Consider the following 21,217-nt stretch of genomic DNA (forward strand, 5'->3'; position numbering starts at 1 on the left):
TTCCTGGTGCGACAAGGGGCCGCGAGGTAGGCGACGTTCACACCGTCGATGCGGTTATCGAACGAGGAAGCCCTTGCGTTCGATGTTGTTCGAAAGCACGCTGCCGAGGCATGGCCAGGACGTTCGTTCCTCTGCTGACCGCGGTCGCGGTCGCGCTTTCGGTGCCGGTGACCGCGCAGGCCGCACCCGGTGTGAGTCTCGTGAGCGACACGGTGCTCGATCCTTCGGCGCTGTACTTCGTTTCCTACGACGGGGTGGTGAACAACAACTCGTTCCAGCAGGACGCGATCGTGACCTACCAAGGACGTCAGTACGCCGCCTGGTACACCGCGAGCCGCAACGCCGTGATCGCGCGTAGGAACGTGGGCGGCGCGCGGTGGGAGACCGTGGTGTTGCCACACCGGCTCAGCGCCGACGACTCGCACAACGTGATCTCGCTGGGGATCTCCCCGCAGGACAACACGATCCACGTCGCCATGGACACGCACAACACGCGCCTGTTCTACCTGCGTTCCAAGCCCGGCCTCGCGATCGGCGCACAACCGTGGAACACCGCGTCGTTCGGCGAGGTGCAACGAACGCTCGGGAGCGTTGAACTCGGTTCGATGACCTACCCGCAGTTCGTGGTGACACCAGAGGGAAGGCTGCAGTTCAGCTACCGCACCGGCGGTTCCGGCAACGGCGTCAACGAACTGGCCGAGTACACCGGCGGCACGTGGCGCAAGCTCGGCGGATGGTCGTCCGCCACCGGTTCCTACACCGGCCCGAACGGCGTGGTGTCGACCACCCGCAACATGTACCTGCACGGCCTGACATATGACCGAAGTGGACGGTTGCACGCCGCTTTCACCTGGCGTGAAGGCAACTCCGGCGTGCTCTGCAACCAGGGCGGGCTGACCAACCACGACACCGGCTACGTCTACAGCGACGACCGCGGCCGGACATGGCGCAACAGCGCGGGAACCGCGCTGGCCACACCGGTGAGCATCACCTCACCGGGTCTGGTGGTGGACCCGCTCGACCCGAACCACGGCCTGATGAACCAGGAGAGTCAGGCGGTGGACACGAGCGGCCGGCCGCACGTGGTGATCAGCTACGTGCCCGGCCGCTTCACCCAGTGCGTCTCGAACTACGCCCAGCAGCGCGCGCAGTACGGCCGCACGTTCCACGTCTTCCGCGGCGCGGACGGCAGGTGGACCAAGATGGAGGTGCCGATCCCGCCGAACCACACCCAGCGCACGAAGATCGTGCTGGACCGCAACGACAACGCCTACCTGGTGATGCCGCGCGGCAAGATCGTGGCGGCGAGCAAGGCGAGCGGGTGGACGGACTGGACGACCGTGTTCGACCGCCCGTCGCTGCAGGCGTTCGGGGAGGTCAACGTGGACACGTCCCGCGTTGTGTCGCAGGGCATCCTGTCGGTGCAGTACCAGCAGATCTCCAGCGGCACCACGCCGTCACCGATCCGCGTCGCCGACTTCCGGCTGGGTTAGCGGCGGCACCGTCCCGCGGTGCATCCACTTGTGCCGGGCGCGGGACTCGGAGCTGTGACCGTTGCGCCGGAAGGCCTGCATCATCGGGACGTTGAGGACGTCGGTGTCCGAGAGCATCCCGGTGGACCCCAGTTGACGCGCCGTGCGGCAGGCCAGTCGCAGCAGCTGGTCGACGTAGCCGTGGCCGCGATGATCCGGGTGCACCGCGGCGCTGGACGCGGCAGTCTCGGCGACCTACACCGAGTCCGGCTGTTCCGCGGACCGGCTGCGCAACGGCGTGACGGAGGAGAAGGCGTGGTCGAACTGGCGGTCCGGGACCAAGAACCCGGCCGGCACGATCACGTTCACGTTGCCGAAGATCCGTGATCTCACACGGGTCGCCGTGCATTCCTACCGCGACGGCGAGGGCAGTGTGGCCAAGAGTCTCAAGGTGCAGCTGCGTTCGGTGGACGGTGCGTGGATCGACGCGAGCGGTGAGGTCGAGGTGACCGCGCTGAGGACGGAGGTCGTGCTGAACCCGTCACCTCCGGCGACCGCGGTGCGGGTCGTTCTCACCGCGCGTCCGTCCGGGTATCTCACCCTCGGTGAGATCGAGGTGCTGGCGAAGGCGCCGACTCCGTGAATTCGGGGGAATTCGACCTGGCGGTGCGATCGAATCGATTCGAAATCGTCAGTGCTGATTGAAATAAATGGTGCGCCGCCGGACACTTCCCGAAACGGTGAAGGGAATTCCCGATGCGGAGAGCTCTCGCGGGCGCACTGGCGGCGGTGACGATGTCCGCGCTCGTCGTGGTGGCACACATGACGAGCGCGGGCCATTCCGCGGCCGCGGCCGAGACGTATTCCTGGGGCAACGTCGACATAGCCGGCGGCGGGTTCGTGCCCGGCATCGTCTTCAACCAGCGCGAGCCGAATCTGGTCTACGCGCGCACCGACATCGGCGGTGCGTATCGGTTGAACCCGCAGACGAACAGGTGGATTCCGCTGCTCGACCACGTCGGCCTCGACAACTGGGGGCTGAACGGCGTGGCGAGCCTCGCCACCGACGCCGTCGACCCGAACCGCGTGTACGTCGCCGCCGGCATGTACACGAACAGCTGGGATCCCAACAACGGTGCGATCCTGCGTTCGACCGACCGCGGCACCACCTGGCAGACCACGACGTTGCCGTTCAAGGTCGGCGGCAACATGCCCGGCCGCGGCATGGGGGAGCGGCTCGCGATCGACCCGAACCGCAACAGCGTGCTGTACTTCGGCGCGCCGAGCGGCAACGGCCTGTGGCGCAGCACGGACTTCGGTGCCACCTGGAGCAAGGTGACGGCGTTCCCGAACCCCGGCAACTACGTGCAGGACCCCAGCGACCCCAACGGTTATCTCACCGACAACCAGGGCGTGCTGTGGGTGACGTTCGACCCGCGCACCGGAAGCGCCTCGACGGCGACGCAGACGATCTACGTGGGCGTGGCCGACAAGCAGAACAACGTCTACCGCAGCACGAACGGCGGCTCGACGTGGGAACGCGTGGCCGGGCAGCCCACGGGTTTCCTGCCGCACAAGGGAGTGCTCGAAGGCGACACGCTCTACCTCGCCACGAGTGACACCGGTGGCCCGTACGACGGGGCCAAGGGCGACGTCTGGAAGCTGAACACCGCGACCGGCGCGTGGACGCAGATCAGCCCCGTGCCGTCGAGCAGCGCCGACAACACGTTCGGCTACAGCGGCCTGACCGTGGACCGCAAGAAGCCCGGCACGCTGATGGTCGCGACGCAGATCGCGTGGTGGCCGGACGTCACCTTCTTCCGCAGCACCGACCACGGCGCCACGTGGACGCGGATCTGGGACTGGACGAGCTATCCGAACCGCAGCTTCCGCTACAAGATGGACATCAGCGCGTCGCCGTGGCTCGACCTCGGCGCGACCCCCGCACCGCCGGAGGTCTCCCCGAAGCTCGGCTGGATGACCGAGTCGATGGAGATCGACCCGTTCAACTCCGACCGGATGATGTACGGCACCGGCGCCACGCTGTACGGCACCACGGACCTCACGGCGTGGGACCGCGGCACCCAGCTCACGATCAGGCCGATGGCAGCGGGGCTCGAGGAGACCGCGGTGAACGACCTGATCAGTCCTCCGTCCGGGCCGCCGTTGATCAGCGCGCTCGGGGACATCGGCGGGTTCCGGCACGACCGGCTGGACGCGGTGCCGGCCAGGACGTTCACCCAGCCGTACTTCACCACCACGCGCAGCCTGGACTTCGCCGAGCTCAACCCCGCGACGATCGTGCGCGCCGGTGACTTCGACAAGACCAGCAGGCCCAACGACAACCGGGTCGCGTTCTCGACCGACGGCGGCGCGAACTGGTTCCAGGGCCAGGAACCCGGCGGTGTCACCGGTGGCGGCACCGTCGCGGCGGCGGCCGACGGCAGCAGGTTCGTCTGGAGTCCCGCGGGAACCGGCGTGCACCACGCGACCGGCTTCGGCAACTCGTGGGCGGCGTCGACCGGCATCCCGGCGGGCGCGGTCGTGGAGTCGGACCGGGTGAACCCGATGAAGTTCTACGGCTTCGCCGCGGGAAAGTTCTACGTGAGCACCAACGGCGGCGCCGCGTTCACCGCGACGGCCGCGACCGGGCTGCCCACCTCAGCGCGCTTCCAGGCCGTGGCGGGCAAGGAAGGCGACGTGTGGCTCGCGGGCCAGGGCGGGCTGTGGCGGTCCACGGACTCCGGCGCGAGCTTCGCGAAGGTCACCGGTGTGGCGAGCTCGCTCAACATCGGGTTCGGCAAGGCGGCACCGGGACGTGCCTACCCCGCGCTGTACCTGATCGGCGAAGTCGCCGGCGTCAAGGGTGTTTTCCGGTCCGACGACACGGGTGCGAGCTGGGTGCGGATCAACGACGACCGGCACCAGTACGGCAACATCCAGGACGCGATCACCGGTGACCCGCGGGTGTACGGCCGCGTCTACCTCGGCACGAACGGGCGCGGGATCGTGCTCGGCGAGATGACCGGAACTCCGCCCACCACGACGACAACCACGACTACGACAACCACGACCACCACGACCACTGGCCCGCCACCGGGTACCGGGTGCGCGGTGAAGTACACCGTGCCGAACCAGTGGCAGGGCGGGTTCCAGGGCGGTGTCGACATCACCAACACCGGATCGGCCGCGATCAGTGGATGGACGCTGAAGTGGACGTTCGCCAACGGCCAGGTGATCGGCCAGCTGTGGAACGGCAAGCTCACCCAGACCGGTGCCGCGGTGACCGTGGCCGACCAGGGCTACAACAAGGAGATCGCGCCGAACGCGACTGTCGGCTTCGGGTTCACCGGGAGCTGGACGGGGACGAACACGAAACCGGTGTCGTTCACGCTCAACGATCGGCCGTGCGCGGTGCAGTGACCGCTGGTGTGACCGGGGCGGCCGCGCCGGCGCTGCCCCGGTCGGTCGCGACTGGCGTCTGCAAGTACTACCAACCCTTGATCGAATCGCCCTCAACCACACCCAATCTGTTCGTTGTCTGCCGAACCGGCAGGCCCGAGGGAGCTGTTGGTCGTGGAAAAGTGCCTGTTGATGTTGAGTTGGAGGTACTTGCAGACGCCATCAGGGCCAGGCGCGGCCGGGTTGGCGAGTCACGGACAGAACTTTGGAGGCCTGCTCAGAGGAACTCCCGCAGGTGACGCAGTTGCGTCTCGACGTGGCTGGTGGGCGTGGTGTGCTTGCCGAACGGCGACACCGTGATCTGCTTGGGCGCGCGGACCTCGTGGTACGCGGCGTACACAGTGGACGGTGGGCACGTCTCGTCCATCAGCCCGACGCTGAACAGGCACCGCGCGGTGATCCGGCGGGCCAGCAGCGCGCAGTCGACGTATTGAAGCGTTTCCATCGCGGCGGGCACGAGCGCGTCGTGCTGGGCGAGGAAGTCGCTGATCTCGGTGTACGGCGGGGTGCCGCCGATCCTGATGGCGCGGTGCAGGTCACACAGGAACGGCACGTCCGAGTGGCAGACCTTCACCTTGTCGGTCAGGGCCGCGGCGGCCAGGGCCAGTGCGCCGCCCTGGCTGCCACCGGTGACGGCGATGCGGTCCGGGTCGGCGCCGGGCAGTTCGGCCGCGACGTCCACGGCCCGTGCGGCGTCGAGGTACAGCCGGGTGAAGTAGTAGTCGTCGGGGCTTGCGATGCCCCTGGTCATCACGCCGGGGTGCTCGGGACCGGTGCCCGCGCCCGCGTCGGCCGTGGCGCCCACCGACCACCGGCCGCCCTGACCCCGGCTGTCCATCACGAACGTCGCGAACCCCAGGCTCGGCAGCAACGTGTGCTGCGCGGCCAGGCCACGACCGCCGCCGTAGCCGATGTAGGTGACGACCACCGGCAGCGGGCCGTCGCCGGGCGGGCGCAGGTACCAGCCGCGCACGGGATGGCCGTGCGCGCCGGAGAACTCGACGTCGTACACGGACAACGGCTGGTAGAGCTCGGGCTCGTGCGGCGTGAGGACGACGGGCTTCGCCTCGGCCGCCGTCCTGGCGAGCTGGGCGGCCCACCACTCGTCGAGGTCGGCTGGCTCCGGCGTGGTGACGCGGTGCCGGAGCAGGTCTTCCTCGGGCATGTCGACGAGAGGCACGCGTTCTCCTAGGGGCGGCGGCGAATTCGTGGTCGGGCCGCTAGATCTTGGCGGCGACGATCGGGGCGAGGCGGTCGGCGATCTTGCGGTGGCCCTGGTCGTTGGGGTGCACGTTGTCCGTGGTGTCGGTGGCCTCGTTGATCCAGCCCTCGGTGTTCACGAAGTAGACGTTGCGGTCGCCTCCGTCGGTGAGAGTCTGCACCGCCGCCTGGGTCTCCGGAAGGTATCGCTTGCGGAACGTGCCCAGCGCGAAGATCGCCGCCGTCGGGTACTTCTGCCGTGCGCGCTGCAGCAGCGTGACGTAGGAGGAGCGGAACTGTTCCTTGGTGACGCTGTGCCCGACGTCGTTCGTGCCGAGGTTGATCACGACCGCGTTCGCCTTGTACCGGCCGAAGTTCCACGCCGGGGCGGTCAGCGCGAGGCCGGTGCGCAGGAAGCCCTCCCGCATGCTCAGGCAGCCGTCGGCGGCCGGGTGCAGGCACGCGCCGCCCACCGCGATCTGGGTGTGGCCGGTCTTGAGCTTTTCGCCGGTGAGCCAGCCGTACGCGGTGAGCGCCTGCTTTGACGACTGCTGGCCGACGGTGATCGAGTCGCCGACGAACTCGATGATCTTCGACGGCACGGGCGGCGCGAAGGTGCTCTCGCCAGGGTCGAGCGTGATGCCCTGGAACACCGCGTCGCCCTTGTAGGAGCCCGCGATCGGGCGGTACGACACGCGCAGGGTGTGCCGCCCGGTCGCGAGCTTCGTCGGCGTCAGGTCGACGGTGCCGCTGCGGTTCACGTACGACACGTCGGGGCCGCCGTCGATGCTGACGAAGAAGTCGATCGCGCGGCGCTGGTTGAGCTTCACGGACCGGCCGGTGAAACCGACCGTCAGGTACGCGCCCGCCCATTCGGAGACGTAGGCGCTCGACGTGCTGGTGTTCCAACGGCCGAAGTACCGGACGTTGGGGTCGGTGGGCGTGGCGGCGGCAGCGGACGGCACCACGACCACGGTGCTGGCGAGGACGGCTGCGGCGACGAGGAGTTTCACGGTGCGGCCAATCGGTGCGAGGGCAGGGGAACGCGCGACCAGTCGGTGTCCGAGGCGAGGTAGAAGCTCGGGTACGACGGCTGGTTGTAGGTGGTCTGCTGGCGGGCGACCTCGACGCGGTACTGGCGGTCGTGCATGAGCGTGTACATCTTGTGGTTCGTGGGCTCGGTGCTGAGGTAGAAGCGCAGCGCCGTGCTGTCCTGGGTGCGCACGACCAGTTCCTCACGCCAGTCGCCGAACACGTCGGCCACCAGCGAGGGAGTGCCCTTGGTGCCGTTGTTGGTCCGGGTTCCCGACGCCGTGAGCAGCGTGCCGCGCCGCCAGTCGTCGATGGTCGGCGTGACGTCCTGGGCGCCGTTCACGATCTGGGTGGTCAGATCGCCGGCCCAGCGGATGCTCATGTTCGTGCCGGGAGAACGGGTGTCGAGCCTGCGGCCGTCCGCGCTCCAGAGACCGCCGGAGTCCGAGCCGTTCGGCATGGACGACCAGGTTTCGAGGCCCGGCACGTCCGGGCGGACGTCGCCGATCATGCCGCGGCCGGTGTCCATGCCGGAGTAGGCGCCGTACAGCACTGCGCCAGTGCGGGCGTCGCGCATCGCGTAGCCGTACGGGGCGTTGCGCGCGCCTTCGTGGACCATGAAGATCTCGAGTCCTGGGCGGTTCGGGTCGATGTCGGTGACGTGCAGGGCATCGCCGTGCCCGACCCGGACCGCGGCGCCGGGGTCCGCGCTGCCCGGTGGCAGCACGCCGGTGGAGCTGTACTTCAGCGAGCCGTCGTCGTCGAGCGTCGCGCCGCCGTAGATGATCTCCTGCCTGCCGTCGCCGTCCACGTCCGCGACGCTCAACGAGTGGGCGCCCTGGGTGGTGAGCTCAGCGTGGCTCGGGTTCGTGCCGTCGCGGCCGTGCGGGGTGTCGTTGAACGGGTTCGTCATCGGCACCCAGCCGCTGTCGACGAGCCAGCGCTTCTTGAGCCGCCGGCCGTCCCAGTCGTAGGTCGCGACCGTGGAGCGGGTGTAGTAGCCGCGGGCGAAGATCGCGGACGGGCGTCTGCCGTCCAGGTAGGCGACTCCGGACAGGAACCGGTCCACGCGGTTGCCCGGTTCGACGCGGGACATGGCGTAGTCGCCCCACATGAGTCCGTCGTCGGAGCGGCCGGGCTCGTAGCGGACGGTCTGCAACTCCCGCCCGGTGGCGCCGTCGAACACCGTCAGGTACTCCGGGCCGTCGACGACGAAACCGGCGAACTGGCGCAGCTTGTTGTTGGCGCTGCGGGACGGCGCGTAGACGTCGACGAAGTGGTCCACCAACGCGGAAGCGTCCTCAGTGGACAGCGGGTAGGCGTACCGGGGTTCGATGCCGAACGCCTGCTCCAGCGTCGCGGGCCAGCGCCCGGCGACCACCTCGGGATGCCTGTCCCAGCCGCGGAACACGCCGATGAGGTGCTGACGGTAGCCCTCGGGGCTGAGCCGGTAGTCGTCGGAATGCGAGTAGCCAGCCCGGACGTCCTCACGCGGCATCGTGATGAACCGCTCGCGGCCGTCGCGCGTGCCAGGCGCGGTCTTCGTCATCAGCTCCGCGCGGCCGTCGCCGTCGAAGTCGTGGACGAGGAACTGGGTGTAGTGCGCGCCCGCCCGGATGTTCACGCCGAGGTCGATCCGGTGCAGGAACGTGCCGTCGAAACGGTACGTGTCGAGGTACACCGGTCCGGTGTAGCCGACCTGCGAGACGTCCTTGGAGTTGCTGGGATCCCACTTGACGACGTACTCGTACTGCCCGTCGCCGTCCACGTCACCGACGCTGACGTCGTTGGCGGAGTAGGTGTAGCGCTCACCGGCCGGTGTCACACCGTCCGCGGGTTTGCGCAGCGGCAGGTCGCGATGCGATTCCGCCCAGGCCGTCACGGCTTTGCTCCGCCCCAGCGCGACGCCTCGGTGTACGGGGGCAACCTGATACTGAGCACCGGGTGTCGTGTTCGCGTCGACGTAGGTGGTGCTGTCCGTGACGGTCGCGATGCGCCTGCCGTTGCGGTAGACCGCGAAATCGGGTCCGGCGATGCCGGTGGCGGTGGCGCCGGTGGCCTCCCGGCCGAGCAGGCGCCAGCTCAGGTGCACCCCGGTCCCGGTGGTGGCCGCGACGAGCCCGCGGTCGAGGTGTTCGCCGGCCGACGGGTGCGCGGAGGCGGGCAACTGCCCGGCGAGAACGGCGGTGATCACCAAGGGGAGCACGCTTCGTCGCAGATCCACGGCGGCTACGATGAACCGTTCCAGCACGTGACGCAAGAGTCCAAATGTGTTGGCACGTAATGCGGAAAGCGTTTTCCCAAACGAGATGTCGAATCGGCGGGGCCATTCGACAGAAAATGTGTCGAACAAGTCGAAACGGTCCCTTGGTCGCTTGACGGCCGCTGTGAGCCGTGCCACGTTCACGACGTCCGGTCGAAGCGATTCGATTCATCCTCGGTGACCAGGAGGGGTGCGCCTTGAGGCACGACATCGTCGCCGTGTTCAACGCCCCGGGGATCCGGCCGGCCGAGCTGGAGCTCGGCTGTCAATCGTGAGAGTTCCACCAACACCGGAGGTGCCAGCGTGGTCACCATCGCGGATGTGGCGAGGCATGCCGGCGTCGCGCCGAGCACCGTCTCCTACGTGCTGACGGGCAAGCGGTCGATCTCGCCGCAGACCCGCACGAAGGTCAGGGAGAGCATCCGGCTGCTGGGCTACCACCCGCACGCCGGGGCAAGGGCGCTCGCGAGCAGCAGGGCGAACGTGGTGGCACTGGTGCTGCCGCTGCGACCTGGTGTGCACCTGCCCGTGCTGATGCGGTTCGTGACCGCGGCCGTCACCACGGCCCGCAGGCACGACATGGACGTGCTGCTGGTGACGGCGGACCAGGGCGCGCAGGGCCTGCGCAGAGTCGCGGGCAGCGCCCAGGTCGACGGCTTCCTGGTGATGGACGTCGAACTGGACGACGACCGGGTGCCGTTGCTGCGGCAGATGGCACAGCCGTCCGTCCTCATCGGACGCCCGGCCGCGGTCAAGGGGCTGACCTGCGTGGACCTCGACTTCGAGGCCGCCGGCGCGCGGTGCGTCGATCACCTGGCCGACCTGGGCCACCGCTACATCGGGTTCCTCGGCGCCCCGAGCGTCGTGTACCAGCGCAACACCGGCTACGCGCAACGCACGATGGCCGGGTTCGGCGCCGCGGCGATGCGGCGTGGGATCGCTTCGACAGCGCTGCCCACCGAGGACGACTACGAGTCGGTGCTGGGGTCCGTGCGTTCTCTCCTGCGCTCGCAACCGGGGATGACCGCGCTCGTCGTGCACAACGAGGCGGCGCTCGGCTGGGTGGCGGGCAGCCTGCGCGCGCTGGGCCGCAGGGTTCCCGACGACGTGGCCGTCGTGGCGATCTGCCCGGACGAGCTCGCGGAGCAGATGCAGCTGACCTCGGTGCAGCTGCCGGCGGAGGAACTGGGCCGGCAGGCGATGGAACTGCTCGTCGCCCGGCTGAACGGACATCCGACGGCACCGCTGACCCTGCTGCCCCCGAAACTCTCCGGCCGCGCGAGCACGACCCCGCGCCTGCGCCGTGCCTGAGATCTGAGGTGACGCCCGATCAGCCGGCGGGCTCACCTGATGGCGCGGCGAGCTGAACGCCGAGCCGGACCGGCGTGCCGAAGTTCGGTGATCCGTCGGCGTTCCAGCTGAACTTCTGCGCGCGGGTGGAGCGGTTCATGTCGCAGCCACCCGAAGCGCTGTCGTTGGCGTGGTAGACGATCCAGTCCTCCGTGCCGTCGGGCGACTTGAAGAACCCGTTGTGGCCGGGCGCGAACACGCCGTTGCCGTCGTTGCGCTGGAACACCGGGTTCGGTGACTTCGTCCAATGCGATCGGTTGAGCGGGTCGGACCCGGTGAGGGTGAGCAGGCCGAGCTTGTAGTCAGGGCCCCAGCAGGCGCTGGCCGAGTAGACGATCATCACGCGGCCGTTGCGGTACAACGGTTCCGCGCCCTCGTTGACCGCGCCGGTCTGCCGTTCCCACGCCAGGGTGGGCTGGGAGATGGTGCGCCGCGCCCCGCTGATCGTGTACGGGTTGGACAGCGGGGTGATGGTGAGGCTCTGGGTGCCGTCGATCGCGCTGCCCATCAGGTAGAGCTTGCCGTTGTGCTGCAGGATGCTCGGGTCCAGCTCCCAGGTAGAACCCAGATCGGCCTTGAACGTGTACGGGCCCATCGGGTCGGTGCCGGAGCTTTCCAGCACGTGCAGGCGTTGGGTGGGGTTGTAGTCCGGCACGTTCTGGCCTGCCACGTAGTACAGGTACCAACGGCCGTTGAGCAGGTGGAACTCCGGCGCCCACATGTTGCAGCACCCGTTGGGCCTGCCCGAGAGGGTGAAGAGCACGGTGTCCGCGGCGCTCGACAGACCGGCCAGCGTGCGGGACCGGCGCATGGTGATCGTGGAGTTCCACGTCGTGGTGGCCAGGTAGTAGTAGCCGTTGTAGTACTGGAGCCACGGGTCGGGGCCGTTGCGTTTGATCGGGTTGGTGAACGTGCTGGCTCCCAGCTTGACCAGCTGCCACTGCTGGTTGCTCGCCTGGGTGTCCGGCCACTGGATCACTTGCGCACCGTCGGCGGTCGAGAAGTCCAGCACGTCGAGGGCCTTGTCGCTGGCGCGGTTGATCAGGCGGACGTGGCCGCCGTCGGAGTCGGCCAGCCGGAACTGCTGGCCGGTGCGGCCGGCGTCGGTCGTCTGCACGAGCCCGGCGCGGTCCGCGGTGGACGGGAAGTCCAGCACCTTGCCGCTGTGCCGGGACTTCAGCCGGTAGTAGCCGCCGCCGGAGTCCACGAACTGCCACTGCTGCCAGGCGCCGTCGTTGCGGGACCACTGCACGATCGGCGCGCCGTCGTTCGTGGCCAGGTTGTACACGTCCAACGCCCTGCCGCTGTTGCGGTTGACCAGCACGTAGGACGCGTTCGTGTCCACTGTGGCCGCCGCGGCCGGCGATGCCACCGCGGTCGCGCCGACCAACACGGCAACGGTGAGCAAGCGGGCTGTCGCTGTCATGGTTCTCCTCACTCCAGCACGAACGTCGCGTCGGCCCGTCCCTGGGCGTCGGTCACCGCTTGCAGGTTGAGCAACCCGTTGCTGTGCCGGACGTAGCTGCCCGGCCGGTTGATGGACTCGAACGACACCGCCGCGCTCGCCGCGAGTCCTGGCCGCTGCGAGAAGCTGGCGTCGTCGCGGAACTGGGTGCCGCCGTCGTTGCGCTCCACCCACAGTTCGAGGTTGCGGTGGCGCAGGAAGTAGCCGGGGAAGTTCGTCGACTCCAACGAGACCGTGCCGGAGCCGGTCAGGCCGGTCACCAGCTTGAACTGCGAGTCGGCCAGCGGGGAGACGGCGGGTTCGAGCTTCGCGCGGTACTCCCAGTGCCGCACGAACCGGTCGGGGAGGTTGTACGACCTGAGCCGCACCGGGGTGGGGCCGTCGGGTACCGGGATGCCGAAGTCCGGTGTGCCGTCGGACTTGTAGTAGACCTTCTGCACACGCGTGCGGCGGTTCGGGTCGTTGAGCGGATCGCCGTTGATGTCGCGGTAGTTGCGGTCGTGGTAGACCATGACGTCGCTGAGGCCGTCCTCGGACACCGTGAACGAATTGTGGCCGGGCCCGTACTGGCCGGTGGCCTCGTTGGTGGTGAAGATCGGGGTCGGGCTCTTGGTCCACGACGACGCCGTGAGCGGGTTCGCCGACGCCGACGCGGTCAGCATGCCGAGGCAGTAGTTCGCGTCGGTGGCGCTGGCCGAGTACGTCAGGAAGATCTTTCCGTTGCGCTGCAGGACCGCGGGCCCTTCCGCCACCTTGAACCCGCGGGTTTCCCAGGCCAGCGTCGGTACCACCAGCCGGGTCACCGAGCCGGTGATCGTCCACGGGTTCGCGCCCATGCGGGCGATGTACACGTTGGAGTTCGTGGAGATGCCCGGCTCCTGCTGGGCCCAGAGCAGGTACCGCACGCCGTTGTTCACGAACGTCGACGCGTCCAGTGAGAAGGTGTCCCACGGCGTCGTGATGCGGCCGCGTTCGGTCCACGAGCCGGTCAGCGGGTTTGCGCTGGAGCTCTCCAGCACGTACATCCGGATGCGCCAGATGTCGTCGCTGCGTCCCGCGGCGAAGTAGACGTACCACTTGCCGTTGATGAAGTGGATCTCCGGCGCCCAGATGTGCGCGGCCATCTCACCGCTCGAGTGCTTGCGCCAGATCACGGTCTCCGGCGCCGACGAGAGACCCTGGATCGTGGTCGCCCGGCGCAGGACGATCCGGTCGTACTCCGGCACGGTCGCGGTGAAGTAGTAGAAGCCGTCGGCGTGCTTGAAGATGTGCGGGTCGGCACGCCGTTCGGCGATCGGGTTCGTGTACCGCACGGCGGGCGAGGCTGCCGCGTGCGGTACGGGCATCCCGATCAAACAGGTGACAGCCGCCAGCATCAGCACGGCGACGCGGTGGAAGGCCTTCATCCACTGTCCTTTCAGACCAGTTGCGGCCAGCCGGCCGAGTCGTAGGTGAGGCGGTTGATGCCCAGCAACGCCGTGCCGTTGTCGGCGTAGTAGTGGTAGACGAGCAGGTCGCCGTCGACGTCGGAGAGCACTGCCTCGGCGCCTGGCCCGTGCACACTTCCGTGCCCGGCCAGCACTTCGGTGCCACCGCCAGAGTTCATCTGCACGCCGTTGCGGTCGAGGTAAGGGCCGGTGACGGCGGCGGAGCGCCCCACCATCACGCGGTAGGTGCTCGACGCGCCGCGACAGCAGAGGTCGAACGACACGTAGAGGTAGAAGTACTGGCCGCGTTTGACGATGAACGGCGCCTCGATCGCGCCGCCACCCCGCCCGGCGACGGCGGTGATGCCGCTGCCGAGCCGCAGACCGGTGGCGGGATCGAGCTGGATCAGCTTGATGCCCGACCAGAACGAGCCGAAGCTCAGCCACCAGCGGCCCTGGTCGTCCACCACCAGGTTCGGGTCGATGGCGTTGAAGTTGTCGGACTGGCGCGACTCGATCACCAGGCCGCGGTGGGTCCACGTGCCGGAATCACCGGTGGGGCTGGTGGCCAGGAAGATCGCCGAGCGGTTCGATCCGAACGTCGACGCCGAGTAGAAGAGGTGGTACCGGCCGTTGCGGTAGGAGATGTCCGGGGCCCACAGATTGCGGCTGCCGCCGGTGTAGGCGGTGGTCCACGCCGCGCCGCCGGGGAACACCGTGCCGGCGTTGCGGAAGGCGACGCGGTCGGTGGACGTCTTGAGCACGAGGTTGTCGCCGGTGTGGACCACCAGATAGCTGCCGTCGGGCCGCTTGATCGCCGCCGGGTCGTGCACGCGGACGTCTCCGGTGACGCGGCCGGGACTCGGATGAGCAGCCGCCTCCGCGGACGGCGCGATGATCAGTGCTGTCGCAGCGAGAAGCGCTGAGATTCGAGCGATCGACATGGTGCCTCCGTTGGCAACCGATGACTGTTATCGCTAACAAGACTCACGCCGGGGTACGGTAACGCACCTTTTTCTTGCCCGGCAAGGTTTGTCGAATGCCCTTTCGAATGGCCAGCTGGTGTAGTCGAACGTTGACGTCCGGGCGACCCGCTCATATGTTAGCGCTCACAAATGAGCGTGAGGAGCAGGCGCATGGCGGACGGGTTCGCACGGCGGGACTTCCTCAGGGCGACCTCCTTGGCCGCCGCCGTGCCGCTGCTCGGCGTGACGACGGGTGAGGCGCTGGCGGCACCGAACGCACTCGCGCCAGGCGGCTTGCGCCCGTTCGAACTGTCCGAGGTGGCGCTGGGCGAGGGCGTGTTCTCGAAGAAGCGCGACCTCGTCCTGGCCTATGCACGTGGTTACGACGTCAACCGGCTGCTCCAGGTGTTCCGCGCCAACGCGGGCCTGGACACGTTGGGAGCCGTCGCGCCCGGCGGCTGGGAAGGTCTCGACGGCGAGGCGAACGGCAACCTGCGCGGCCACTACACCGGGCACTTCCTGTCGATGCTGTCCCAGGCGTACGGCAGCACCGGCGACACCGCGTACCTGGGGAAGATCCAGGCGATGGTCGGTGCGCTCACCGAGTGCCGGGCAGCCCTGCGCCGTGATCCGCGGGTGCTGAGCGTGCCGGGGAAGTCCGGCCGGGCGGTGGAACAGGTGCGCGGGTCGTACCAGTTCGTCGACCTGCCCGCCGAGCCGCTGCCCGCGACGTTCACGTTCAGCGCCTGGGTCCGGCCGTCGCACGACGCGAACTGGACGCGGATCTTCGACTTCGGCGACGACACCACCCGCTACCTGTACCTGGCCGCCCGCAACGGCACGGGAGTGCCTCGCTTCGCCATCACGACGAACGGCCCCGGTGCGGAACAGGGCATCAACGGGTCCGCACCACTGCCGTTGAACGAGTGGAGCCACATCGCCGTGACGATCGCGGGCACCACCGGCACGCTCTACGTCAACGGCGTGCAGGCCGGCGCGAACACCGCGATGTCGCTGAACCCCGCCGCGCTCGGATCGTTGGCGCACCACTGGCTCGGGCGGTCCCACTTCGGCGGCGACCCGGTGTTCGCGGGCGCGTTCGACGAGGTGAACCTCTTCTCCCGGGCACTGACCGCGGAGGAGATCACCCTGCCGCTCAAGGGAGATCTGGCGTCCTACTCGTTCGGCGAGACGACCGGCGGGACGTTCGCCGACGGGTCGGGACGCGGGCGGACCGCGACGTTGCGCCGCACCTGGGGCGGTCCGAGCCATCCCGGCTTCCTCGCCGCGTACCCCGAAACGCAATTCATCACGCTGGAAACGATGACGCGCCCGGACTACCAGGTGGTGTGGGCGCCGTACTACACCGCTCACAAGATCCTCAAAGGCCTGGTCGACGCCTACCGCAACACCCAGGACGCACGGGCGCTGGACCTCGCGGACGGACTGTGCGACTGGATGTTCTCGCGGCTGGGCAAGTTGTCCGCCGAGGTGCGCCAGCGGATGTGGGGCATCTTCTCCAGCGGTGAGTTCGGCGGCATCGTCGAGGCGATCATGGACCTGCACGCGATCACCGGAAAGCACCTGGAACTGGCCAGGCTGTTCGACCTCGACTCGTTGATCACGGCCTGCGCCGAGAACCGCGACGTGCTCGACGGCCTGCACGCCAACCAGCACATCCCGATCTTCACCGGGCTCGTCCGGTTGTACGAGGCCACTGGAGAGCAGCGGTACTGGCTGGCGGCGACGAACTTCTGGACCATGGTCGTGCCGCCGCGGATGTTCAGCATCGGTGGGACCAGCACGGCGGAGTTCTGGCGTGCGCGCGGGGTTGTGGCGGGCGCGCTGAGCGACACGGCGGCCGAGACCTGCTGTGCGCACAACATGCTCAAGCTCAGCCGGCAGCTGTTCCTGCACGAGCAGTCGCCGAAGTACTTCGACTACTACGAACGTGCCTTGTACAACCAGATCCTCGGGTCCAAACAGGACCGTGCCGACGCCGAGCTGCCGTTGATGACGTACTTCATCGGTCTGACGCCCGGCGCCGTCCGCGACTTCACGCCCAAGCAGGGCACGACCTGTTGTGAGGGCACGGGCATGGAGAGCGCGACGAAGTACCAGGACTCGGTGTACCTCCGCGCGGCTGACGACTCACGGCTGTACGTGAACCTCTACAGCCCGTCGGTGCTGAAGTGGAAGGGCGTCACCGTCACCCAGACCACCGGCTTCCCGGTCGAGCAGGGCACCACCCTGCGAATCAGGGGCCGGGCGCGGTTCGACCTGGCGCTGCGGGTGCCGGCGTGGGCGGGGGAGTTCACCGTGACGGTCAACGGCGAGCGGCAGCGGCTGAACGCGCTGCCGGGCACCTACGTGACGTTGTCCCGGTCGTGGCGCGACGGAGACGTTGTGCGCGTGCGCATGCCGTTCGCGTTGCGGGCGGAACGGACTCCGGACCAGCCGCTCGTGCAGTCGCTGATGTACGGCCCGATCCACCTGGTCGCGCGCGACGCGCGGCGTGAGTTCCTGGAGTTCGGGCTGCTCGGCCGCGCGGCGCTGTCCGGTGACCTCGCGGGCAACCTCCAGCCGATCGCCGGCAGTCCGTTGCACTTCCGGGTCGGCGAGGTCGAGCTGGCGCCGTTCTTCGAGGGCACCGAGCACGCTTTCCACTCGTACTTCCGCCGCGCGGAGCCGAAAATCGTGTTCGCCGGTGTGGACTCGGGTGTGGCGAACCCTGTGCGCGTGGACGGTTCCACGTTCCTCGACGAGGTGTGGCTGGCGGCACCGTTCTCGGACAAGAAGGTCTTCGTGGACCGGGTGACCGCGGTGGCGCGGAAGTGGGTGAGCGAGGGCCTGATGTCCGTCGCCGACCACGACCGCGTGATCCGCACGGCCCGCAACGCACCGATCCGGTGACCCCGCGCCCGGCGAGCGCGGGGCCACCAGGTACGGCCTAGGCAGGCACGAAGATGGCGCCGAGCCGGTCGACCTCGTCACCCGACCTGCCGGTGAACCCGGCGATGCGCCACCCGGCGGGCGCGGCGGCGGTGAGCGTCTCACCGGTCGGCTGACCCGCCGAGAGCGTGCGTCCGCGGTTCGTGGTGAACGCGGCCGAGAACACCCTCGTGCGGTCGTTGTACTTGCCCTGGCTGAACTTCGCGGACACCAGGTGCTCACCTGGTTCGAGCGTGAGGGTGGACGCGGTACCGCCGTTGCCGCCGTGGCTGAACGTCGTGCCGTTCGCCATCGTGATCGACACCTGGTCCAGCCTGCTGCCACCGCGCAAGGTCACCGAGCGCGCGGCTCCCAGGTCGACCGCGGCGAGATCGGTGAACGGGGTGCCGTGCGGGCCGCCGAGTTCGGCGCTGAGCCGGATGTTGTCGGCGGCGGTCCAGTCGAACCGGGTGGCGATCGGGTAGTGGTCGGACAGCGGTTTGCCCTGTGCGTCGACGAACGCCGCGTTGTCGTTGCGGTAGTCGCGTGCGTTCAGCGTGATCTGCCGGTTGCCCCGGTAGAGGATCTTGTCGACGACCTCGCACGAGTCGGTGAGCGCCGCCGGGTCGCACACGATCGCCGGACTGCCCGCCGCCGGTGCCTGGCCGCCGCGTTCGAGCTGCACCCACGCGTCGGTGAGACCGTTGGTGCCGGCCAGTTCGCGGATGTTGTCGGCCTCGCGGGTGTAGCGGGTGTTGGTGTCGCCCATGACGATCACCGCGTTGCCCGCCGAGTTCGCGGCGATGAAACGGGACAGCTGGGTGATGTTCGACCGGCGCGCGGCGAGGTCGGCGGTCTCGGTACCGGCGTTGGGGTGCAGGTTGTAGAGGTCGACGTACACCCCTTCGGCCAGCGTGACCCGCTTGTAGGTGAACCCCTTGGGCGTCAGGCAGTCCGTGCCGTTGCAGGACGACCACTTCGTGCGTTGGAGGTCGCTGTACGGCAGGTGGGACAGCGTGTTCAGGCCGCTGCCGAACGGCACCCCACCGCTGGTCGGCGTGCGGTGGGCGTGGTTGTCGCCCGCGTACAGGGCCGCGTGGTAGTTGAAGTCCTCCTGGACGTTGACGATGTTGTAGGGCGCGAGGCGCGGGCTGATCAACGGCGTGTTGACGGCAGGGTTGCCGGACGACAGGCCCTCGGGCAGGCCCGCCACGTTGTAGGTCAGCACCTCGAAGCTGCCACCGGTGGTGGCGGCGTGGGCGGGCACCGCGAGTGCCGCCAGCAGGACCGGGATCAGGAGCAGGGACCTGGCCATCAGTTGCGTGTCCACTTCTGGTTGTTGGCGCTGTTGCAGGACCACAGGACGAGCTTCGTGCCGTTGGCCGTGCCCGCGTTGTAGGCGTCGAGGCACAGTCCGGACTGCACGCCGGTGATGGTGCCGTCGGCGTTGAGGTTCCACTGCTGGTTGGTGCCGCCGGTGCACTCGTAGATGGCGACCTTCGTGCCGTTGGTGGTGCCGTGGTCCCACGCGTCGAGGCACTTGTTGCCGTAGAGCACGAGTTCCTTGCGGGCGGTGTAGGCCAGCGTTTGTGCCTCACCGCCGTTGCAGTCCCACAACTGGGCCTGCGTGCCGTTGGTGATCGTGTTGCGGTTGATGTCCACGCAACGGCCGGACTGCGCACCGATGATCTCGATGCCCGCGGTGCCGGGCAGTTCGCGCACCTCGACGGCGGTCGGATTCCCGGACAACGTGAGGGAGTTGGCGCCCTTGGCCAGCGACACGATCACCGAGACGGTGCCCTTGGTCTGCGCCGAACCCGTCGGCGGCAGGGCGACGGTGGTGGGGATCTGGCCACCGTTGACCTGCAGAGCGGCCTTGCGGGCCACCCTGTCACCGTTGGCGTACTCGATCGTTGCGACCGCGAGTCCGCCCGCCTTGGCGTTGATGCCGGTGACGCGGGAGTTCTCGACGGGATATGTGGTGGCTTCCGCCTCCACCCCGGCCACGGACAGCATCACCGCGTCACCGGCCGGAACCGTGACGCTGTGGCTGCCGTTGGTGATCGGCGTGGCGGCACCGGTCCACAGGTCGCGCACCGCGGCCAGCCGGCCGGACAGCCCCAGATCGGCCAGCCGCACCGTCATGGTGGCCGCCGACGACGTGCGGTTGAGCAGTGCGACCGCCCGGCGACCGTTGCCGGACAACACCTTCGCGTAGACCTGCTGGTCCCGGACGTCCTCGGCGACCTCGACGGCGGGCAGTCCGCGCGGGTCCTGGCCCACGGCGACCACGTCGCGGTTGGTCAGCACCGAGATCGTGCCGGCGTCCATCCTGGTCAGATCGTTGCCCAGCAGCATCGGCGATCCGCCGACCGCCCACAGGCTCATGTGGACCCGGCTCGCCGCGGTGGACAGGCCCGGCATCCCGACCATCATCATGTCCGGGTCGTTGTAGTAGCCGGTGTGCTGCGCGGTCGGCCGCTGGTTCTTGTCGAAGTTCTCGTAGACCATGTCGATCGACGGCGTCTCGTGCGCGAAGATGATGTCCGTTCCGGTGCGCCACAACGGGGCCATGCCCGGCGCCCAGTTCCACGGATCGTTCTTGCCCCACTCGCAGATCGACAGCACCAGCTCCCGCCCGGTGGCCGCGCTCGCCTTCGTGACCGCGTCGCTGAGCGCCTGGTAGGTGCTGGGCGCGTCGAGCTTCTCGACGTCCGCGCCGCACCAGTCGACCTTGACGTAGTCGAAGCCCCAGCGGGAGAACTGCAGCATGTCCTGGTCGTAGTGGCCCTCGCTGCCGGTGCCGGCGTGCGGCGGTCCGGGAGTGGGGAAGTAGTAACCGCACCCGTTCTTGCCCGCGTCGGTGTAGATGCCGGCCTTGAGGCCCTTGCCGTGGATGTAGTCGGCGATCGCCTTCATGCCGCCGGGCCACTGCGACTCGTCGATGGTGATGTTGCCGGACGCGTCGCGGGTGCCCTTCCACCAGCCGGAGTCGATGTTGACGTACCGATAGCCGGTGGCCGCCAGGCCGGACGACACCAGCGCGTCGGCCTGGGCCTTGATCACGTTGTGGTCGATCTTCTCGAAGAAGGTGTTCCACGAGGCCCAGCCCATCGGGGCGGAGGGCACCTTGACCTGGTTCTGCGCAACAGCTGCGGCGAGGACAGGGGTCACGCCGACCGCGGTGACGGTGCTGCAGGCGACGGCCAGGGCGATTGCCCCAGCACGCCATGATGTGAGCGTTAACATCGTCGTTTACGGCTCGCTTTCCAGTAAGCAGGGGAAGACTGGGAGAAGAGCGCAGCACAGATGTGAGCGTTGCCATAGTGGAGTGGCGGGGCGGGCTAGTCAACGGCCGGTGCTACGTCCCGTTCGTCACCGACTCGCTGGCGAACCCGAACTGGACGATCCCGGCGGACTGCCAGCTGCCCGCGAAACCGCGCCACGGCACGGTGCTGCCGGTGTCGAAGGACGAGCTGGCCCGGTCGTCGCCGACCATTCCGGAAACGGCCGTACGGCGACGATCCGGGGCGACGTCACCCGCTCGCCGGACGGGCTCGTCTTCGGAGGCAAGGCCGGTTACCTGGACCTGCCGGACAACCTGATGACGGGGCTCGATCACCTCACGGTGTCCGTGCAGGTGTGGGGCG

15 protein-coding genes are annotated in these 21,217 nt (G+C 68.6%); 5 read left to right on the top strand and 10 right to left on the bottom strand.

Annotation, left to right across the window (positions count from 1 at the left end; all coding sequences use genetic code 11):
* Positions 1 to 110: 110 nt before the first annotated feature.
* On the top strand, positions 111 to 1,493 hold the full coding sequence (locus tag SK803_RS41125; RefSeq protein ID WP_319971633.1) for a BNR repeat-containing protein: 1,383 nt from the start codon (positions 111 to 113) through the stop codon (positions 1,491 to 1,493).
* Here the strand turns inward: SK803_RS41125 and SK803_RS41130 are convergent.
* Entirely contained in the window at positions 1,458 to 1,697 is a 240-nt protein-coding gene (locus tag SK803_RS41130) for a GNAT family N-acetyltransferase (protein ID WP_319971634.1), read from the bottom strand. The two genes, SK803_RS41125 and SK803_RS41130, sit on opposite strands and share 36 nt — an antisense overlap.
* A 7-nt stretch (positions 1,698 to 1,704) precedes the next feature.
* On the opposite strand from SK803_RS41130, the gene SK803_RS41135 reads away from it, so the two are divergent.
* Both SK803_RS41135 and SK803_RS41140 read left to right on the top strand, forming a co-directional pair.
* Positions 1,705 to 2,115, top strand: coding sequence for a discoidin domain-containing protein (locus SK803_RS41135; protein WP_319971691.1), 411 nt, complete (start codon positions 1,705 to 1,707; stop codon positions 2,113 to 2,115).
* 113 nt (positions 2,116 to 2,228) lie between these two features.
* Positions 2,229 to 4,895, top strand: coding sequence for a cellulose binding domain-containing protein (locus SK803_RS41140; RefSeq protein ID WP_319971635.1), 2,667 nt, complete (start codon positions 2,229 to 2,231; stop codon positions 4,893 to 4,895).
* Between the two features lie 256 nt (positions 4,896 to 5,151).
* On the opposite strand, the gene SK803_RS41145 is transcribed toward SK803_RS41140, so the two are convergent.
* From SK803_RS41145 to SK803_RS41155, 3 genes are read right to left on the bottom strand one after another with little or no spacing between them, the layout of a single operon-like run.
* Positions 5,152 to 6,114, bottom strand: coding sequence for an acetylxylan esterase (locus SK803_RS41145; RefSeq protein WP_319971636.1), 963 nt, complete (start codon positions 6,112 to 6,114; stop codon positions 5,152 to 5,154).
* Positions 6,115 to 6,154: 40 nt separating this feature from the next.
* Complete coding sequence (locus SK803_RS41150; protein WP_319971637.1) at positions 6,155 to 7,147, bottom strand: SGNH/GDSL hydrolase family protein; 993 nt, start codon at positions 7,145 to 7,147, stop codon at positions 6,155 to 6,157.
* The gene (locus SK803_RS41155) at positions 7,144 to 9,390 is read right to left on the bottom strand and encodes a rhamnogalacturonan lyase (RefSeq protein ID WP_319971638.1); all 2,247 of its coding nucleotides are present in this window, start codon (positions 9,388 to 9,390) and stop codon (positions 7,144 to 7,146) included. The genes SK803_RS41150 and SK803_RS41155 overlap by 4 nt, the downstream gene beginning before the upstream one ends.
* A 342-nt stretch (positions 9,391 to 9,732) precedes the next feature.
* On the opposite strand from SK803_RS41155, the gene SK803_RS41160 reads away from it, so the two are divergent.
* Entirely contained in the window at positions 9,733 to 10,740 is a 1,008-nt protein-coding gene (locus tag SK803_RS41160) for a LacI family DNA-binding transcriptional regulator (RefSeq protein WP_319971639.1), read from the top strand.
* Between the two features lie 19 nt (positions 10,741 to 10,759).
* Here the strand turns inward: SK803_RS41160 and SK803_RS41165 are convergent, their stop codons facing one another.
* From SK803_RS41165 to SK803_RS41175, 3 genes are read right to left on the bottom strand one after another with little or no spacing between them, the layout of a single operon-like run.
* A complete protein-coding gene (locus SK803_RS41165; protein ID WP_319971640.1) occupies positions 10,760 to 12,205 on the bottom strand; it encodes a family 43 glycosylhydrolase in 1,446 nt (481 codons plus the stop codon).
* Between the two features lie 8 nt (positions 12,206 to 12,213).
* Positions 12,214 to 13,650 (bottom strand): family 43 glycosylhydrolase, encoded by a 1,437-nt coding sequence (locus tag SK803_RS41170; protein WP_319971641.1) that lies wholly within the window; start codon positions 13,648 to 13,650, stop codon positions 12,214 to 12,216.
* 11 nt (positions 13,651 to 13,661) lie between these two features.
* A complete protein-coding gene (locus SK803_RS41175; RefSeq protein ID WP_319971642.1) occupies positions 13,662 to 14,615 on the bottom strand; it encodes an arabinan endo-1,5-alpha-L-arabinosidase in 954 nt (317 codons plus the stop codon).
* Positions 14,616 to 14,807: 192 nt separating this feature from the next.
* Between SK803_RS41175 and SK803_RS41180 the strand changes: the two genes are divergently transcribed.
* The gene (locus tag SK803_RS41180; RefSeq protein ID WP_319971643.1) at positions 14,808 to 17,549 is read left to right on the top strand and encodes a beta-L-arabinofuranosidase domain-containing protein; all 2,742 of its coding nucleotides are present in this window, start codon (positions 14,808 to 14,810) and stop codon (positions 17,547 to 17,549) included.
* Positions 17,550 to 17,586: 37 nt separating this feature from the next.
* Here the strand turns inward: SK803_RS41180 and SK803_RS41185 are convergent, their stop codons facing one another.
* The 3 genes from SK803_RS41185 to SK803_RS41195 all read right to left on the bottom strand — a co-directional run bounded on the left by SK803_RS41185 (position 17,587) and on the right by SK803_RS41195 (position 21,189).
* Positions 17,587 to 18,897 carry a jacalin-like lectin gene (locus SK803_RS41185; RefSeq protein WP_319971644.1) on the bottom strand — a complete coding sequence of 437 codons (1,311 nt, stop codon included), beginning with the start codon at positions 18,895 to 18,897 and terminating at the stop codon, positions 17,587 to 17,589.
* On the bottom strand, positions 18,882 to 20,741 hold the full coding sequence (locus tag SK803_RS41190) for a ricin-type beta-trefoil lectin domain protein (protein WP_319971645.1): 1,860 nt from the start codon (positions 20,739 to 20,741) through the stop codon (positions 18,882 to 18,884). The genes SK803_RS41185 and SK803_RS41190 overlap by 16 nt, the downstream gene beginning before the upstream one ends.
* A 187-nt stretch (positions 20,742 to 20,928) precedes the next feature.
* Positions 20,929 to 21,189, bottom strand: coding sequence for a hypothetical protein (locus SK803_RS41195; RefSeq protein ID WP_319971646.1), 261 nt, complete (start codon positions 21,187 to 21,189; stop codon positions 20,929 to 20,931).
* Positions 21,190 to 21,217 lie beyond the last annotated feature (28 nt).

The organism is Lentzea miocenica (assembly GCF_033949945.1).
In the GTDB taxonomy this organism is placed as follows: Bacteria; Actinomycetota; Actinomycetes; order Mycobacteriales; family Pseudonocardiaceae; genus Lentzea; species Lentzea miocenica.

Coding starts and splice junctions, on each gene's coding strand:
- SK803_RS41125 (WP_319971633.1), top strand. CDS start 111: ATGGCCAGGACGTTCGTTCCTCTGCTGACCGCGGTCGCGGTCGCGCTT.
- SK803_RS41140 (WP_319971635.1), top strand. CDS start 2,229: ATGCGGAGAGCTCTCGCGGGCGCACTGGCGGCGGTGACGATGTCCGCG.
- SK803_RS41165 (WP_319971640.1), bottom strand. CDS start 12,205: ATGACAGCGACAGCCCGCTTGCTCACCGTTGCCGTGTTGGTCGGCGCG.
- SK803_RS41170 (WP_319971641.1), bottom strand. CDS start 13,650: ATGAAGGCCTTCCACCGCGTCGCCGTGCTGATGCTGGCGGCTGTCACC.
- SK803_RS41175 (WP_319971642.1), bottom strand. CDS start 14,615: ATGTCGATCGCTCGAATCTCAGCGCTTCTCGCTGCGACAGCACTGATC.
- SK803_RS41180 (WP_319971643.1), top strand. CDS start 14,808: ATGGCGGACGGGTTCGCACGGCGGGACTTCCTCAGGGCGACCTCCTTG.